This is a genomic window from Chitinophaga terrae (ex Kim and Jung 2007), assembly GCF_900107795.1.
Lineage (GTDB): Bacteria > Bacteroidota > Bacteroidia > Chitinophagales > Chitinophagaceae > Chitinophaga > Chitinophaga terrae.
The window spans coordinates 272,518-290,642 of record NZ_FNRL01000002.1; the positions used below are offsets into that span (position 1 = coordinate 272,518).

The window sequence follows — 18,125 nt, forward strand, 5'->3', positions numbered from 1 at the left end:
AAAATTGACCAGATCGGGGGAAATACTTTATTTTCATATAAACCAAAACAACCAAATGCAAGAAGCTTACATTGTTGACGCGGTGCGTACGCCTATCGGCCGTTATGGCGGGGCGTTAAGCACCCGGAGGCCGGATGACCTGCTGGCCATTGTTATCCGGGAACTGATCCGGCGTCAACCAGGTATCGATGTTAATTTACTGGAAGATGTGATAGCCGGTGCAGCTAACCAGGCGGGAGAAGACAACCGTAACGTAGCCCGCATGGCCGCTTTGCTGGCCGGGTTGCCGGTTACAGTTGCAGGAAATACTGTCAATCGCCTCTGCGCCTCGGGCATGCAGGCAATTATGGACGCTGTAAGAGCTGTCAGGTGCGGCGACGGCGACCTGTTTATCGCCGGGGGAGTGGAAAGCATGACCCGGGCCCCCTTTGTAATGGCCAAAGCGGATGCGCCCTTCAGCCGTAAAGCAGAAATATTTGATACCACAATAGGCTGGAGGTTCATCAATAACAAACTCGCAGAACTCTATCATCCTTATTCCATGGGCGAAACAGCGGAAAACGTTGCTAACCAATGGAAGATCGGCCGGGAAGAGCAGGATGCTTTTGCCCTGCGCAGTCAAACCCTGTATCAGCAGGCATACAATGCAGGTAAATGGAACGATGAGATTATTCCTGTAGAGGTCAATAGCGATAAAGGAGAGCAGGTGCTGATATCGAAAGATGAGCATCCCCGCGCTACTACCATTGAAAAACTGGCAGGCCTGAAACCGGCTTTTGTTAAGAACGGTACGGTAACCGCGGGCAATTCTTCCGGCATCAACGACGGGGCCGCGGCGGTATTGGTAGCGTCGGGGAACGCAGTGAAAGAATATGGATTGAAGCCGATGGCGAAAGTGATAGGCATGGCCGTTGCCGGCGTAGATCCTTCTGTCATGGGCATTGGCCCGGTTCCCGCTACCAGGAAGGCTTTGGCCAGGGCGGGCATCGGTATCAGGCAGCTCGACCTGGCAGAATTTAATGAAGCTTTTGCTGCACAGGCGTTAGCATGTGTGCGCGACCTGGAAATTGACCCGGCGATCGTGAATGTAAACGGGGGGGCTATTGCATTGGGGCACCCGCTCGGATGCAGCGGCGCACGTATTTCAACAACCTTGTTGCATGAGATGAAACGCAGGGCAGGGGCGCGTTACGGGCTGGCAACCATGTGCGTGGGCGTAGGGCAGGGCGCAGCAATTATATTCGAAAAAGTATAATGAGGGCGCCCCATAAAACACGAGCGGTCGGACATTACATCCGGCCGCTCGTTGCTGGCAAGCAAAAAAAGGGTTCATCATAGACAGATTTGTTTCTCCGTCATCATTTTACGGAGATTGATCAGGCCATATCTCATACGGCCCAATGCTGTGTTGATACTTACTTGCGTAAGATCGGCAATTTCTTTGAAACTAAGTTCCGCGTAATGCCGTAAAATTATGACTTCCCGCTGTTCGTCCGGCAGCATGTCCAACATCCTGCGAACACGGTCATGACTCTGGCGGGTAATCAATTTTTCCTCAGCACAGCTATCACTGAAACCTAACACGTCAAAAATATCTTTATCATCACCTGTTCTGATCATGGGCGTACGTTTGATCTTCCGGAAATGATCCACACAGAGGTTGTGTGCAATACGCATTGCCCAAGGTAAGAACTTGCCTTTTTCAGTATATCGTTCTGCCCTGATTGTATCAATAATTTTAATGAAGGTGTCCTGGAAGATGTCTTCGGCCAGAAAGGGATCTTTTACCAGTAACAGGATGGAGGTGAACACCTTGTCTTTATGACGGTGAACCAACTCTTCTAATGCGGAAGAATGTCCCTTTTTGAATAGGGTGATCAACTGCTCATCGCACAATTTGTACATTACTTGCATAAACTTCTACAACTAGGCGGGTTAGTAAATAAGTTTACAGACTTTACAGCCAGTTCGGTTGTTTGATTAAGTAGAGTTTAAGCGATAAGTAGCAGTTTTTGGTTTAGAATAAAAATTGTTACGGTAAACCCATGCGAGATAGATCCGGTCCTATGCAAATATAACAGAATAGTTCAATAAAACAAATATTAAAAATAGCTTTTCCTTTTCAGGTGTGAGCTTCCGTCGATTTAGGGTTCTGTTTGTAAAAGGCTAACTCCTCAACTAACATCTTTTCACGTAAATTTGTTCTGTCATGGCAACAAAAGTTAAGAAACAAACGAGTGCAATTGATCCTCAGGAAGTTAGCCCGCAGGACAATATTTTTATAAAAGGGGCCAGGGTACACAATCTTAAGAACGTAAGCGTTGGTATTCCCCGTAATAAGCTGGTAGTGGTAACTGGTGTGTCTGGTTCCGGGAAATCTTCCCTGACTATGGACACCCTCTACGCAGAAGGACAACGCCGGTACGCCGAAAGTCTCAGCTCCTATGCCCGCCAGTTCCTCATGCGGATGAACAAACCGGATGTCGATTACATCAAAGGTATTTGTCCCGCTATCGCGATAGAACAAAAAGTTATTACCCGTACTCCAAGATCAACCGTCGGATCGATGACCGAGATCTACGATTACCTGCGCCTGTTATTCGGCCGCATAGGCAAAACCTATTCGCCTGTTTCCGGCCAGCTGGTAAAAAAACACGAGGTAAGCGACGTTGTTGATTTTATCCTGAAACTGAAAACCGGGAGCAAAGTACTTATCATAGTTCCTTTCCGCCGCCACGCCAAACGTGATGCAAAAGAAGAACTGAATATACTCTTGCAGAAAGGTTTTTCCCGTTTATACGTTCCCGGTAGTGACAACAGTTTGCTGAGGATAGAAGAACTGCTGGAACAGAAGAAAGTTTCTGTGCCGGAAGGAGCCTGGGTATTGATAGACCGCCTTGTAGCAAAGGACTTTGAGGAAGATGATAAGCACCGGATAGCAGACAGCGTTCAAACAGCTTTTTATGAAAGCGAAGGCGATTGCTTTATAGAAGTTGACGGAAAAGAGCCTATACATTTTTCCAACCGTTTTGAACTGGATGGAATTGTGTTTGAAGAACCTGTTCCCAACCTCTTCTCCTTTAACAACCCTTACGGCGCATGCCCGACCTGCGAAGGTTTTGGACAAGTGCTGGGGCTGGATAAAGACCTCGTAATTCCCGACAAACGGTTAAGCGTATACGAAGGCGCCATCGCACCGTGGAGAGGAGAGAAAATGGGCGAATACAAAGAGGCCCTGATCAAATCGGCCCGTAAATTCGGTTTCCCTGTACACAAGCCAATTGCAGAATTAACAGACGAGCAGGTAGAGTTGCTCTGGACCGGGAATGAATACTTCTATGGGCTGAACGAGTTCTTCAAAATGGTAGAACAGAACCTCTATAAGGTGCAATACCGCGTGCTGCAGGCGCGTTACAGGGGGCGCACTGTTTGTCCTACCTGCGAAGGGGCGAGGTTGAGAAAGGAAGCGCTCTACATCAAAATAAACGATAAAACGATTGCGCAACTGGTAGAAATGCCGGTGTCAGACCTGAAAGAATGGTTTGATCAGCTCACTCTCAACGAATTTGATCAGCAAATCGGCAAACGTATCCTGCTGGAAATAAATCATCGTCTCAAAACCTTGCTGGACGTAGGCTTAGGATACCTTACCCTGAATCGTGTAGCCAATACGTTGAGTGGCGGCGAAAGCCAGCGTATCCAGCTTACCCGGACCCTGGGCAGCAACCTTACCAATTCCATGTATATCCTCGACGAGCCAAGTATAGGCCTGCATGCGAGAGATACCAACCGCCTGATTGGCGTGCTAAAGGAATTGAGGGACCTGGGTAACACGGTAGTGGTAGTAGAGCACGATGAACTGATGATGGAGGAAGCCGATTACATTATCGACATGGGGCCTCTTGCCAGCCATTTAGGGGGTGAAGTGGTGTTTGCTGGTACTTACCAGCAGATCCTGAAAGACCCTAAAAGCCTTACAGGTAAATACCTCAGCGGAAACCTCAGCATCGATCCTCCTGCTAAAACAAGAAAATGGAAAAAGGCCATCACACTGGAAGGGTGCCGGCAGAACAACCTGAAAAACATCACCGTCGATTTCCCGTTGGGGGTACTTACAGTGATCAGCGGGGTTAGCGGATCGGGGAAAACCACCCTGGTAAAGCAGATACTCTACCCTGCGCTGATGAAGCTCAAAGGAGAATTTGCAGAAAAAGTAGGGAACTATAAAGCATTGACAGGCGCGGTAGATGACATCACCGCCATTGAAATGATAGACCAGAACCCGATAGGTAAATCGTCGCGTTCCAACCCGGTAACCTATATCAAGGCGTACGACGAGATCCGGGATCTTTTTGCTCGTCAGCCATTGAGCAAAATGCGCGGCTTCCAGCCTAAACATTTCTCGTTCAACGTAGATGGAGGGCGTTGCGATGCCTGTAAAGGGGAAGGGGAAGTGATCGTGGAAATGCAGTTCCTCGCCGATGTACACCTGCTCTGTGAAAGCTGCGGCGGAAAAAGGTTTAAAGACGAAGTGCTGGAAGTCACTTATAAAGGCAAAAACATCTACGACGTATTGGAAATGGGAGTGGATGAAGCCTTGGAATTCTTTAAAGAAGAAAAGGATGTTTGCAATAAGATCCGCCCGTTAAGCAGCGTAGGATTGGGTTATGTAAAACTCGGCCAGAGCAGCGATACCCTATCAGGCGGTGAAGCGCAACGCGTAAAACTGGCTTCTTTCCTGGGTAAAGGAAAGGCGCAGGGCCACATCCTGTTCATCTTTGATGAACCAACAACCGGCCTCCATTTCCATGATATCAGGAAACTGCTCGATTCATTCAACGCCCTGATAGACCAGGGCCACACCGTATTGGTAATAGAACATAACCTGGACGTTATCCGCAGCGCCGACTGGCTGATAGACCTTGGCCCTGAAGGCGGCGCCAACGGAGGAAACCTGCTCTACGCCGGCGTACCCGAAGGCCTCAAATCCGTGAAAGAAAGCTATACTGCACGCTTCCTAAAATAGTTTCACGCGGAGGTTTCACGCAAAGGGGCATAAGAAAGCAAAAGAGGCAAAGATTTTTTTTTAAGAGAAATTAAGATAGCAAAGGGACAAAGAAATTGGACCGAAGCGAATTTTAAGATAGCAAAGGGGTTGAAGATTTGTTATATAACATAATCCTCAACCCCTTTGCTATCTTAATTTCTCTTAAAAAAAAATCTTTGCCTCTTTTGCTTTCTTATGCCCCTTTGCGTGAAACCTCCGCGTGAAACTACCGCAGGCGATCGAGGGATTTGATCAGCTTCTCGTCTTTGTAGATGCCGCGTGCGGCCAGGAATAAAAGGATGATGACCACGATTGGCAGGAAGGAGGCGGGCAGGTATGAGGCTGAAACGATAGTTGTACCTCCCTGGCTAAGTTTATTGGCAGTATTTTGAACTACTACATATTGGTAAGCCAACGCAGCAATAGCAAAAAGAATGTTAAAAATCGTGAGCCGGAACTGTAATTTCCGCTTCTTAAAAAGGAAAATTGTTACCACGCTCAACAATATAATAATGATATATAATACAAAGAGCAAATAGTTGCTGGAAGCATTAACAGTCACGGGATTAGGGTTGCCGGAGAGGGTTGCTTTCCAGATATTGAAAGACAAAGCGGCAGTGCAGGCAGCTGCAGCTAAGAGCAGATAAAGACTCTGAATGCGTTGTATCATGTTATTTGTGAATGTTTAACGTTGTAAAAGTAAGTATTTTTTAACGGTTAATATACCTGTTCTACCGGTTATCTGACACATTAGGGGGAAATGGCGGTAATGCAATACTTCGTATATTGCACGCCCAACAACAACAATCTAAACTTGATATGGCAAAGAAACTGAATAAGCAGGATGCATTAGACTATCATGCTATGGGCAGGCCGGGTAAAATTGAAGTTATACCTACAAAGAACACCAAATCACAATGGGACCTCTCACTCGCTTACTCTCCCGGAGTAGCAGAGCCTTGCAAAGAAATCTACAACGATCCGGAAAATGTTTACAAGTACACCGCTAAAGGCAACCTGGTAGGCGTTATCAGTAATGGTACCGCAGTATTGGGCCTGGGAGACATAGGCCCTGAAGCCGGAAAACCAGTAATGGAAGGGAAAGCTGTATTGTTTAAAATATTTGCAGATATCGACGTTTTCGACATCGAACTGGATGCTAAGGACCCCGATTCATTTGTTGCTGCTGTAAAAGCGATCGCTCCGACATTCGGCGGCATCAATCTGGAAGACATTAAAAGTCCTGAATGTTTTGAAATTGAAGACAGGCTGCGTAAAGAACTGAACATCCCGATCATGCACGATGATCAGCATGGTACGGCAATCATTTCTTCTGCCGCATTACTCAACGCACTGGAACTGGTAAAGAAGAAGATAGAGAAAGTGAAAATCGTGGTAAGCGGTGCAGGAGCCGCTGCTATGGCTTGCGTGAAATTGTATGTTGCATTGGGCGCAAAGCCTGAAAACTTTATCATGTTTGATAAGGACGGTGTGCTGAACAAATCCCGTAAAGACCTGTCAGACAGGCATAAACAATTCGCTACATCATCAAAAATAGCTACCCTCGCAGAAGCCCTGAAAGGCGCGGATGTATTCCTCGGCTTATCTGTTGGCAACATAGTAACTGCAGAAATGATCAAGTCAATGGCTAAAAATCCTATCGTTTTTGCCATGGCCAACCCTGATCCTGAAATTGCCTACGATACTGCAATTGCTGCACGCCCGGACATCATTATGGCTACCGGACGTTCTGATTATCCTAACCAGGTGAACAACGTACTGGGTTTCCCGTACATTTTCCGCGGAGCATTGGATGTTCGCGCCACTACCATCAACGAAGAGATGAAGCTGGCCGCTGTACATGCATTGGCGGAAATGGCTAAATCCCCGGTTCCGGATATTGTGAACCTTGCTTACAATGAAAAGAACCTTTTCTTTGGTCCAAGATATATCATTCCAAAACCGCTTGACCCGCGCTTATTAAGTACCGTAGCTCCTGCCGTTGCAAAAGCAGCTATGGATAGCGGCGTAGCGCACCGGCCGATCACCGACTGGGAAGCATATAAACATGAATTGAACCACCGACTGGGACTGGATAACCAGTTGTTCAGGATGATCGGTAACAAGGCGCGTCGTGATCCAAGGAAAGTAGTATTCGCGGAAGCCGACAACCTGAAGGTATTGAAAGCCGCGCAGGTGGTGAATGACGAAGGTATAGCCTTCCCGATCCTGTTAGGTAATGAAGCGCGTATCCGTCAACTGATGGAAGAACATGCCATCGAAATTGACGACGTTGTGATCATCGATCCGAAGAGCGAGCAGGTGAAAGAAATGCGTCACCGGTTTGGAGACCTGTTCTTCAAAAAACGCCAGCGTAAAGGCTTGAACCTCTATGAAGCGCGTAAAATAATGAGAGAACGCAACTACTTCGGTTGCATGATGGTGGAAACCGGCGAAGCAGATGCCCTGATCTCAGGTCTGACGCGCAAATATCCTGATACCATCCGCCCGGCCTTACAGGTGATAGGAATGGAAGACGGAGCTAAACGCGTGGCTGGTATGTACATCATCCAAACCAAGCGCGGACCGTTGTTCCTGGCCGATACTACCGTAAACTTCAACCCGACTGCGGAAGAAGTTGCAGATATCACCCTCATGGTAGCGAAGGAAGTAAGGAACTTCAATATTACGCCGCGTATCGCGATGTTGTCTTACTCCAACTTTGGCAGCAGCCAGACGCCGGAAGCGCAACTGATGAGCAAAGCGCGTGAAATAGTGAAATTGCGTGAGCCGTCATTGATCGTAGATGGCGAGATCCAGGCAGCCATGGCCTTCAACAAGGAGATATTGAAAGATAACTATCCGTTCACAGAACTGTTGCAGGAAGAAGTGAACACCCTCATCTTCCCTAACCTCGCCGCAGGAAACATCGCTTATAACCTGTTGCAGGAAGTAGCTGGTTTCGATGCTATCGGGCCAATCCTTCTGGGAATGAAGAAACCCGTTCACATCCTCCAGTTGGGCAGTACGGTAAGGCAGATCGTGAACATGGTGAACATTGCCGTGGTGGACGCCCAGGAAAAATGTTGCAAAGCGAAAGTGGAAGCAGCCCTGGAGCCGGCGAAAGACAAGAAGAAAAAGAAAAAATAGAACCACAGGTTTTTGCTTTAACATTACTATAATTAAGATCAGCGGGAAATGCAATGTTCTCGCTGATCTTTTTTTATCTTTATACCATGCAAACCATCTCCCGAAAAAAGATCTTTTTTCCCATCAACAAAGCTTTCCGCAACTATCTGAAGTTATACGAACGGGAGGTCAGGTTACCTTTGTCGTATGAAGAGTTGAGGTACTATGATCAGTCTGTGGCCGTATACGATAAGAATGGTGTGGATACTTTATGGGAAACCGTCTTTTACCCCCAGAGTATGGCAGCCAACATCCATGCGGGTCTGAAAAGGATCTATTCTATCCTGAAGGCGGGGGGAGATCAGACGGCGGAAGAACACCTGTTTATAGAGCGGGTCGACTATTGCATTTTCGGTAATTCCCATCCGTTCAGGATCAAAATTGTGAATACCTATAACGAGGTATACGACTACTTCTATATCAAGAAAGCAGATGCCAGCAGGATATATGGCCTGGAGCTGGAACATATTCTTTCGCCTTTCTGGATCAACTTCCTGGTAGATGGTACTACGCTGGTGGAAGAGCATATCGCAGGCGTGCCTGGCGACCAGTTCATCCAGCATTACCTGAACAGGCCGGAGTTTAACCCGAAACGTATAGCCAAGGAATTTGTGAAGTTCAACGAGCGTTGTTTTGTCAGGTTGCTGGGAGATATGAGATCCTATAATTTCGTTTTCGACATTACGCCGGATTTCGATGATGTACAGTTCCGTATCCGCGCTATCGATTTTGACCAGCAGTTCTATGAAGGCCGGCGCACATTGTATATGCCGCAATTCTTTAAAGAGAACAGGGTTTTTGTGGAACTGGCTATCAGGCATCTGAATGCGGAAGTGGTGAAACAGTACCAGCAGGAAGAACGCGCCGTTATAGCCCGCCGTATTAAAACCCAGCGGCACAGGATCAAAGATCTGAGGGATGTTATTATGACCGACAGGGTCTCTTTCCCGGAAAAGATCCAGCAGTTGGGGAGCGAGTTGGCAGAATATTATCATGATCCGATATTTGCCCGTTGCAAAACAATGGGAGAGATCATTGAACGCAGCCTGAAACGTTTGCTGGTCAGTAGTTTGCGCTAACCCGGCAAGATATATCTTAAATTAAGGTATGAATTAAAAAGTCCTTCCTATCTTTGAACAGTTATGGAGTTCAGATTCTTCTATCATTTCGGAAACTTCCTGATCATGCTAAAAGGCATGTTTTCCCGGCCGGAAAACATGAAAATGTATTGGAAGCAATTTATGCAGCAATGTGTGGATATAGGCGTAGGGTCGTTTGGTATAGTGTTTATTATTTCCCTGTTCATGGGAGGGGTTACAACCCTGCAAACAGCTTATCAGCTGGTTAGCCCTATCATTCCTAAAAGTACTATTGCCCAGGTTGTAAGGGATACCATTATCCTTGAGTTTGCGCCTACCCTCACCAGTATTGTGCTGGCAGGCGTGGTAGGTTCCAAAATAGCTTCGGAACTGGGTAACATGCGTATATCAGAACAGATCGATGCCCTGGAGATCATGGGCATCAATACCAAAGGATATCTTATTATGCCCAAAATACTGGCTGGGGTATTGATGATCCCGATCCTGGTATGCTGCGCGGGTTTCCTGGGTATCTACGGCGGAAAGGAAGCGGGGGTATTATCCGGTGTCATATCATCAGAACAATTTATGCAGGGCCTGAGGCAGGAATTCAAAGCTTACAACGTATTCTTTGCCATGGCCAAATCATATACTTTCGGGTTTATCATTGCCAGCGTTTCCGCTTATTATGGTTACAATGTAAGCGGGGGAGCCCTGGAAATTGGTAAGGCCAGCACTACTGCAGTGGTAGTGAGCTGTGTGTTGATATTATTCATGGACTACGCATTAACGGCTATTTTACTGTAATCATGATCGAACTGCAAGACATAAGAAAGAGCTTTGGCGACAAGGAGATATTAAAAGGCGTATCGGCCGTTATGGAATCCGGTAAAGTGAACCTGATCATTGGGTCCAGCGGAAGCGGTAAAACCGTGATGATGAAATGTATTGTTGGCCTGATGGGGGTAGATAGTGGAAAGATCCTGTACGATAACCAGGATTTTACTGCTATGGATGAGAAAGAGAAAAAAGTGATCAGGCAGCAGATCGGCATGCTGTTCCAGGGATCTGCCCTGTTCGACAGTATGACGGTAGAGCAAAACGTGATGTTCCCGTTGGAAATGTTCGGCACCGGAACACTGAAGGAAAAGAAGAACAGGGTAGCCGAGTGCCTGGAAAGGGTGCAACTGAAAGACGCCGCCAAAAAATTCCCTGCCGAGATCAGTGGCGGTATGAAAAAAAGGGTAGGTATCGCCCGGGCCATTGTGCTAAATCCTAAATACCTTTTCTGCGATGAGCCTAACTCAGGGCTCGATCCCCAGACTTCCCTGCTGATAGATAAGCTGATCACTGAGCTGACCAAAGAATACAATATCACTACGGTTATCAATACCCACGACATGAACACCGTTATGGAAAGCGGCGATCATATTGTATATATGTACCAGGGGTTGAAACAGTGGGAAGGAAGCAATAAGGATATTGTTTTCAGCAAGGATCAGCGGTTGAATGACTTCATCTTTGCCTCCGAGTTCCTCCGGGAAGCTAAAGAGATCCGCCAGCTGGAGATGTTCAAAGATGGAAATTGGCGGAACCAGCTCAATAAAGGGGAAGGAAAGCAGCCATAAAAGGCTTTTTTCTATTGGTAGCATAACCTTAAAGGTGCTAAATTGCAGAATTAGTGAAATCGGCTTATTTTTGCCGTCCAGAATCCGATATATAATATTAAACCAATAAAACAAGCGCGATGAGTGTTCTAGTTAATAAGGATAGCAAGGTGATTGTTCAGGGATTTACCGGTACTGAAGGTACATTCCATGCTACACAGATGATTGAATATGGTACCCAGGTAGTGGGTGGCGTTACCCCTGGTAAAGGCGGTACTACTCACCTGGAGCGTCCGGTATTCAATACCGTAGCTGATGCTGTAAAAGCAACCGGTGCAAATGTGTCTATCATCTTTGTACCTCCGGCTTTTGCTGCTGATGCAATCATGGAAGCTACCGAAGCTGGGATTGCTCTGGTGGTATGTATTACAGAAGGTATCCCTGTTCAGGATATGATCAAAGCTAAAAACTTCCTGCAAGGTACCAAAACCCGCCTGATCGGCCCTAACTGCCCTGGCGTTATCACTGCTGAAGAAGCGAAAGTGGGTATCATGCCTGGCTTTATCTTCAAAAAAGGTAAGATCGGTATCGTATCTAAATCAGGTACTTTAACATATGAAGCGGCAGACCAGGTTGTAAAAGCCGGTTTAGGCGTTTCTACAGCGATCGGTATTGGTGGCGACCCGATCATCGGTACTCCAACCAAAGATGCAGTGGAACTGCTCATGAACGATCCTGAAACCGAAGGCATCATCATGATCGGTGAGATCGGCGGTAGCATGGAAGCGGATGCAGCTAAATGGATCAAGGAACACGGTACCAAACCGGTAGTTGGTTTCATCGCTGGTCAGACTGCGCCTCCGGGCCGCCGTATGGGCCACGCCGGAGCTATCATCGGCGGCGCCGACGATACAGCAGCTGCTAAAATGAAGATCATGGCTGAATGCGGCGTTCATGTTGTAGAAAGCCCTGCCAACATCGGTAAAACAATGGCAGAAGTACTGTCTAAAGTGAAAGCATAAGTCTAGTCAGCAAATCAATATTCAGAAAGGTGAAAAGTGAGGGCATTCCGTCGCTTTTCACCTTTTTTTTAACCCGGATATGGAATTAACGTTTTCCCCGCATCCTGAAAAAGTAAAAGACAATCTATTCTGTAAATAACAAGTCTATGAGGTTATTCTTTCAACTGTTCATTGTTTCATTCTTCATAAGCAACTCGATAATGGCCCAGTTTAATTTTAAAGACGCCTGGAAACAGGTAGACGCGTATAACGAAAAGCAATTGCCCAAATCGGCTGCTAAAGTAGTGGACGATATTTACAACCACGCCAAAAAAGAGAAGAATTATCCCGAACAGATCAAAGCCCTGGTAAACCTGCTGAACTATGCCTCGCTGGTGGAAGACAGCAGCCTGCTCATAAACTATGAACGGATCAATAAAGAGATAGCCGCAAGTTCCGGAACCCCGCAAGCTATTTTACAAAGCCTGAAAGCAGAAATGCTTTATTGGTATTTCCAGAACAACAGGTATAAGTTTTATAACCGTACAACCGTCAGAGACGATAAAGATGCCGATATCACTACCTGGACTTCAGAAAAGTTCTTAAAACAGATCGGGACCGATTACCAGGCATCTATCGCCAATGCCGCTACTTTAAAGAAAGTGAAAGTCTCCGATTATGATACGATCATAGTTAAAGGAACAGCCACCGGAAGGGCGGTACGTCCTACCTTATACGACCTGCTTGCTCACCGCGCCCTCGGGTTCTTTAAAACAGGGGAAGCCGGAATACGCCAGCCGGCCAACCTTTTGCAGGTGAAAGACCCGGCTGCATTTGCGCCTGCCGCTCAATTCGCCGCTCATACTTTCCAGACGCCCGATAGCAGCTCTTTACAATACCAGGCGATACTGATCTTCCAGGACCTGATCCGTTTCCATGCCGGCGATGCAGCGGCATTGCTGGATGTAGATGCAGAAAGGATCGGCTACATGAACACCGTAGCCGTAATGCCTGACAAGAATCAATTATACCTCGCAGCCCTCGAAACAGTAATGAAGCAGTATGGCGATCAACCCGGCGTTACCGGCATTTATGCACTGCTGGCCAATCATTATCTTACCCTGAGTTATGAAAACCAGCAGGACAGCCTCTCGCTGATCAAGGCAAGGGAGTATGCAGAGAAAGGAGCGAAACTGGCGCCTAAAACCGCCGGAGCGGTACAATGCCGGCAGATCATTGCAGGCATCGATGAAAAGAACCTGAATATCACAACGGAGCAGGTAAACGTACCCGGTAAACCTTTCAGGGCCCTGGTAACCTACAAGAACGTCGGCAAACTATACCTCCGCCTGGTAAAAGTTTCTGAAGATCTGAAAAAGAAAATAGATAAAGCCAGCGAAAACTATAAAGACCCCGAAGAGTATTACAGGATACTTCTCGCACAAAACCCCGTAAGATCATGGGAGCAGGATTTGCCTGAACCTAAAGACTACCGGGAACATAGCGCGGAAATAAAGATAGATGAACTGCCGGTGGGCCAATATGCCCTGGTTTCGGGCAACGGCAGGGATTTTAACCTGAAAAGCGATGCAGTGACCACTCAACTTTTCTGGGTATCTGCCATCAGTTATATCTCTAACCAGGATACATATTATGTGCTCGACAGAACAACCGGTAAACCTCTTGCCGGCGCCCAACTGGATATCTACATCCAGGAAAGGGGCAAAACGCCGGTTAAAGATACTTCCTATGTTGCCGGTAAAGATGGTAGCCTGAAGGTTAAAAGAGCCAGGCTGAATTATTACCAGAACCGGCTGTTCGTTTGGAATTACGGGAACGATAAACTGGCGCTGGACGATGCTTTGCCATATGCGCCAAGCCTGAAGGCAAAAAAAGAATTTCGTACAGTTCTGTTCACAGACCGCCAGATCTACAGACCCGGACAAACGGTTTATTTTAAAGGGATTGTAACAGAGAAGGGGGTGGATGGAACAAGCACCATACAACCTAATTACCGTACAACCTTAACATTGTTTGATGCAAATGCTTCGAAAGTAGATTCCATTCAACTGGTCACTAACGAATACGGTTCTTACTCCGGGAAGTTTGTTTTGCCGGAAGGTAAGCTCAATGGCTATTTCCGCCTGGCTGATGAGAAAGCAAATGCCAATACCGGCTTCCAGGTAGAAGAATATAAACGCCCTAAGTTTTATGTGAATTTCGATACGCTGAACCAACAGGTTCGTTTAGGCGATAACGTTACAGTTAAAGGAAAAGCAGTAGCATACGCCGGTAATAATATCGATGGCGCAACTGTTAAATATACTGTTTCAAGAAGCGTGCGATATCCTTATCCGTGGATGTTCTGGAAGGTGATAGCGCCTGTTGGGAACAGCCGGGAAATAGCTAATGGCGAAGCTGTAACAAAGGCAGATGGCAGCTTCGAGATCCGTTTCCCTGCATTACCTGACGAATCGGTAGATAAATCTACCAAACCGATATTCACCTATTCTATTCATGCCGATGTTACCGACCTGAATGGAGAAACAAGAAGCGCCGATGAACGTCTTAATGTTGGTTACCAATCCCTGGAACTGAAAATAGAAGCATCGGATAAACTGGATAAAGAACAATTGGCCGCAGTGAAGGTGTTTTCGCAGGGACTGAATGGCAACTTCCTTCAAAGCAATGTTACGCTCACTATCAGCCCGCTGGAACCGGTGAAAAGACTGATCCGCCCACGGTATTGGCAGATGCCCGACCAGTTTGTGATGGATGAGGCTTCGTATATCCGGAACTTCCCGGCAGATCTTTACAGGAATGAAAATGATCCGGCTACCTGGCCACGGAAAGAGGCGGTAGTGAAACAAACCATCGTTACAAAGGCCGATGGATCGGTGGACTGGACAAAGCTCAAACTCGCTCCCGGCTTTTATGAACTTCAGGTAACGACTACAGATCAGTATAACGAATCGGTTACACAGAAAACTACTTTTGAACTGGTTGATCCGGCAGCGAAAACGCTGACAGTACCGGCCTACCTTGCGCTGCAGGCAAGCGATAAAGCCGTGGAACCGGGAAATACTGCTACCTATTCGCTGGCAACATCGGTTAAAGACCTGTATGTACTGGAATTAAAAGCAAGACGGGATAACCAGTTGGAAAGGAACAACCTGTATGTTGATGGCAGCAGGCAGTTTAGCATACCTGTTAAAGAATCGGATCGCGGGAACATCATTGTTGCCTATGCGGCAGTCAGGGATAACCGGGTGTTGAATGTGATGCATACAGTGATGGTGCCCTGGACCAACAAGATGCTTGATGTAAAGCTGGCCACGCACAGGGACAAATTATTGCCTGGTGAAAAGGAAAAATGGACTGTAAATATTACCGGGAATAAAGGCAGTAAAGTAGCCGCCGAGATGGTAGCAAATATGTATGACGCTTCTTTGGACGCGTTCGTTCAAAATCGTTGGGGCGTTCCCGATTGGACGCCGTTTGTGACGTTCCCTGGCCAGTTTGCAGGCACTAATAATTTTACGCAAAGTACATCCCGCCTGCATATTAACTATCCCGCTGTCGACTACGGGAACTACGATATCCGGTATGATGAACTGCTAACGCTCACCCCTTATGTTTACCTGGAGAGAATGAGCCCGAATCTTTACGGTTCCAGGGCAGCGGGCGCACCGGCGCCGGCCGCGATTACACGCATGACAGTTCAGGCCAGGGAAAAAGTAATGTTGAGAGGCAATTCAAATATACAAACACAGGGCATGCTTGCCGACCTCTCTGCCGTAGCTTTAGATACGGTTGCAGCTCCTGCGCCTGCCGCTGAAGTTCCGCTTCGCAGCAACTTCCAGGAAACAGCCTTCTTTTATCCAAACCTGCGTACAGACGAATCAGGCAATATCATTTTTGAATTCACCATGCCGGAATCCCTTACCAAATGGAATTTCATGGCAGCGGCTCATACAAAGGAACTGGCGTACGGCACGATCAATACCAGTATTGTTACTCAGAAAACTTTGATGGTGGCTCCAAATGCGCCCCGCTTTGTAAGAGAAGGTGACAAGATCAACTTTACCGCTAAAGTTTCCAACCTGGCGGATTCTATGCTCATAGGCCAGGCCAGGCTGGAGCTGCTGGACGCGGCAACTATGCAGCCTGTAGATGGCTGGTTCCAGAATCTTTTCCCTGTACAACACTTTACCGCACAAGCAGGGCAAAGCACGGTTGTAAGCTTCCCGTTGCAGGTACCTCGCGGCTTTAAAAGCGCGCTGCTTTACAGGGTCGTTGCACAGGCAGGCAACTTCAGCGATGGAGAAGAAAACGCCCTCCCTGTTCTATCCAACTCCATGTTGGTGACAGAGGCTTTACCATTGCAAAGCAAAGGTGACGGCAACCAGGCCTATAAATTTGAAAAGCTGTTGCATAGCGATTCTTCATCTACCTTACAACAAAAAGGTATTACGGTAGAATATACAAGCAATCCCGCCTGGTATGCAGTGCAAGCCTTGCCTTACCTGATGGAATACCCATACCAATGCGCGGAACAGGTGTTTAACCGTTATTACGCAAATGCCATTGCAGGGCATATTGTGAATAATGCGCCGGGCATCAAAGCGGTGTTCGATAAATGGAAAACCACTGATACGGCAGCATTAATGAGTAACCTCCAGAAAAATGAGGAACTGAAATCTGTACTGCTTGAACAAACGCCATGGGTGCTGGAAGCTAAATCGGAAGCTGAACAGAAACGAAATATCGCCTTGCTGTTTGACCTGAAGAAAATGTCGGCCAGCCTGGATAAAGCCATCAGCGAACTGGCCGAAAAACAACTGGCAGACGGATCTTTCCCTTGGTTCGCAGGTCTGTATACCGATCGTTTCATTACCCAGTACATTGTAGCGGGTATAGGTCATATGCAGAAAATAACCGGCAGAACGGATGCAAAAGCCAATGAAATAGCGGTTAAAGCTATTGAATACCTCGATAAACAGCTGGATAAGGACTATCACCAGCTGCTGAAATCGAAAGCTAAAATGACGGACGCACAGATAACCAATTACCAGGTGCATTATTTATACGCCAGGAGTTTCTTTAATGTACCGGCGCCAGCAGACATGAACAAGACCTTTGATTATTACTATGGCCAGGCCGCCAAATACTGGACCCGTCAGGGTATATATTCACAGGGCATGCTGGCATTGTTGCTGAACAGGAAGGGAGATACGAAAACCGCGGCTGATATCATCAGGTCGCTGAAAGAAAGAGCTATCAATAATGCTGAAAGAGGGATGTACTGGAAAGAAGTAGAATCCGGGTACAGCTGGTACCAGGCGCCTATAGAAACAGGAGCGTTGATGGTGGAGGCCTTCTCTGAGATTGGTAAAAATGATGCAGAAGTAACCGGCCTGAAAACCTGGTTGTTGAAGAATAAACAAACAAGCAACTGGAAAACAACCAAGGCAACTGCGGATGCCGTGTATGCTTTGCTGTTGAAAGGAGATAACTGGTTATCGACAAATGCAACGGTTAATATCAAACTGGGTAATACCGCAGTGAAGGCAGACCGGCAGGAGGCCGGAACAGGATACATCAGGCAACAGGTAGCCGCAAAAGATGTAAAACCTGAAATGGGTAATATTGAAGTAGCGGTATCTGGCAGTAATGGTCAGCCTTCCTGGGGCGCTGTTTACTGGCAATATTTTGAGGAGTTGGATAAGATCAGTTTTGCCAAAACTCCTTTGGCCATAGAGAAAACACTTTATAAAGTGGAGAACACAGCAAAAGGAGCGGAGCTTACCAGGATTGATGAGCATAATGAACTGAAAGTGGGAGATAAGGTGAAGGTAAGGATCGTATTGCGGGCAGACAGGCCAATGGAGTACATACATTTGAGGGATATGAGAGCGGCGTGCTTTGAACCTGTAGATGTGATCAGCGCTGCGAGGTGGCAGGACGGGCTGGGGTATTACCAGAGCACCAAAGATGCATCTATGGATTTCTTCTTCAATAGCCTCGACAAGGGTACTCACGTTTTCGAATACACGATGTTTGTTACGCATACAGGCAAATATTCAAATGGCGTAAGTATAGCTGAATGTATGTATGCGCCTGAGTTTTCGTCGCACAGCGAAGGAATAAATGTAAAAGTGATAGAGTAATAATATACTCCCGGTGTGAAAGAGTATGCTGA

At 46.9% G+C, this 18,125-nt stretch carries 10 protein-coding genes; 8 read left to right on the forward strand and 2 right to left on the reverse strand.

What is annotated here, in order from left to right:
- Window positions 1-55 precede the first annotated feature (55 nt).
- Window positions 56-1,255, forward strand: a complete 1,200-nt coding sequence (locus tag BLV62_RS03255) for an acetyl-CoA C-acyltransferase (protein WP_089758659.1) — start codon at window positions 56-58, stop codon at window positions 1,253-1,255.
- 77 nt (window positions 1,256-1,332) lie between these two features.
- Here the strand turns inward: BLV62_RS03255 and BLV62_RS03260 are convergent, their stop codons facing one another.
- The gene (locus BLV62_RS03260; protein ID WP_225889554.1) at window positions 1,333-1,914 is read right to left on the reverse strand and encodes a sigma-70 family RNA polymerase sigma factor; all 582 of its coding nucleotides are present in this window, start codon (window positions 1,912-1,914) and stop codon (window positions 1,333-1,335) included.
- Window positions 1,915-2,209: 295 nt separating this feature from the next.
- On the opposite strand from BLV62_RS03260, the gene uvrA reads away from it, so the two are divergent.
- Entirely contained in the window at window positions 2,210-5,026 is a 2,817-nt protein-coding gene (gene uvrA, locus BLV62_RS03265) for an excinuclease ABC subunit UvrA (RefSeq protein ID WP_089758663.1), read from the forward strand.
- 247 nt (window positions 5,027-5,273) lie between these two features.
- On the opposite strand, the gene BLV62_RS03270 is transcribed toward uvrA, so the two are convergent.
- Complete coding sequence (locus BLV62_RS03270; RefSeq protein WP_089758665.1) at window positions 5,274-5,717, reverse strand: DUF4293 domain-containing protein; 444 nt, start codon at window positions 5,715-5,717, stop codon at window positions 5,274-5,276.
- 149 nt (window positions 5,718-5,866) lie between these two features.
- Here BLV62_RS03270 and BLV62_RS29090 point away from each other — a divergent pair, with 149 nt between their 5' ends.
- The 6 genes from BLV62_RS29090 (at window position 5,867) to BLV62_RS03300 (ending at window position 18,093) form a co-directional block, all read left to right on the forward strand.
- Window positions 5,867-8,197: an NADP-dependent malic enzyme gene (locus BLV62_RS29090; protein WP_089758667.1), complete on the forward strand. Its 2,331-nt coding sequence runs from the start codon at window positions 5,867-5,869 to the stop codon at window positions 8,195-8,197.
- 86 nt (window positions 8,198-8,283) lie between these two features.
- Window positions 8,284-9,315 (forward strand): hypothetical protein, encoded by a 1,032-nt coding sequence (locus BLV62_RS03280; protein ID WP_089758930.1) that lies wholly within the window; start codon window positions 8,284-8,286, stop codon window positions 9,313-9,315.
- A 63-nt stretch (window positions 9,316-9,378) separates the two neighbouring features.
- Complete coding sequence (locus BLV62_RS03285) at window positions 9,379-10,122, forward strand: MlaE family ABC transporter permease (protein ID WP_089758668.1); 744 nt, start codon at window positions 9,379-9,381, stop codon at window positions 10,120-10,122.
- 2 nt (window positions 10,123-10,124) lie between these two features.
- The gene (locus tag BLV62_RS03290) at window positions 10,125-10,943 is read left to right on the forward strand and encodes an ABC transporter ATP-binding protein (protein WP_089758670.1); all 819 of its coding nucleotides are present in this window, start codon (window positions 10,125-10,127) and stop codon (window positions 10,941-10,943) included.
- Window positions 10,944-11,062: 119 nt separating this feature from the next.
- The gene (sucD, locus tag BLV62_RS03295; protein WP_089758672.1) at window positions 11,063-11,944 is read left to right on the forward strand and encodes a succinate--CoA ligase subunit alpha; all 882 of its coding nucleotides are present in this window, start codon (window positions 11,063-11,065) and stop codon (window positions 11,942-11,944) included.
- A 146-nt stretch (window positions 11,945-12,090) separates the two neighbouring features.
- Window positions 12,091-18,093, forward strand: a complete 6,003-nt coding sequence (locus BLV62_RS03300) for an alpha-2-macroglobulin family protein (RefSeq protein ID WP_089758674.1) — start codon at window positions 12,091-12,093, stop codon at window positions 18,091-18,093.
- The last annotated feature ends 32 nt before the right edge of the window (window positions 18,094-18,125 follow it).

What these genes read in the sequence shown, in the direction of transcription:
- BLV62_RS03270 (WP_089758665.1), bottom strand. Translation starts at nt 5,717, where the DNA reads ATGATACAACGCATTCAGAGTCTTTATCTGCTCTTAGCTGCAGCTGCC.
- BLV62_RS03260 (WP_225889554.1), bottom strand. Translation starts at nt 1,914, where the DNA reads ATGCAAGTAATGTACAAATTGTGCGATGAGCAGTTGATCACCCTATTC.
- BLV62_RS03300 (WP_089758674.1), top strand. Translation starts at nt 12,091, where the DNA reads ATGAGGTTATTCTTTCAACTGTTCATTGTTTCATTCTTCATAAGCAAC.
- BLV62_RS03280 (WP_089758930.1), top strand. Translation starts at nt 8,284, where the DNA reads ATGCAAACCATCTCCCGAAAAAAGATCTTTTTTCCCATCAACAAAGCT.
- uvrA (WP_089758663.1), top strand. Translation starts at nt 2,210, where the DNA reads ATGGCAACAAAAGTTAAGAAACAAACGAGTGCAATTGATCCTCAGGAA.
- BLV62_RS03285 (WP_089758668.1), top strand. Translation starts at nt 9,379, where the DNA reads ATGGAGTTCAGATTCTTCTATCATTTCGGAAACTTCCTGATCATGCTA.
- sucD (WP_089758672.1), top strand. Translation starts at nt 11,063, where the DNA reads ATGAGTGTTCTAGTTAATAAGGATAGCAAGGTGATTGTTCAGGGATTT.
- BLV62_RS03290 (WP_089758670.1), top strand. Translation starts at nt 10,125, where the DNA reads ATGATCGAACTGCAAGACATAAGAAAGAGCTTTGGCGACAAGGAGATA.
- BLV62_RS03255 (WP_089758659.1), top strand. Translation starts at nt 56, where the DNA reads ATGCAAGAAGCTTACATTGTTGACGCGGTGCGTACGCCTATCGGCCGT.
- BLV62_RS29090 (WP_089758667.1), top strand. Translation starts at nt 5,867, where the DNA reads ATGGCAAAGAAACTGAATAAGCAGGATGCATTAGACTATCATGCTATG.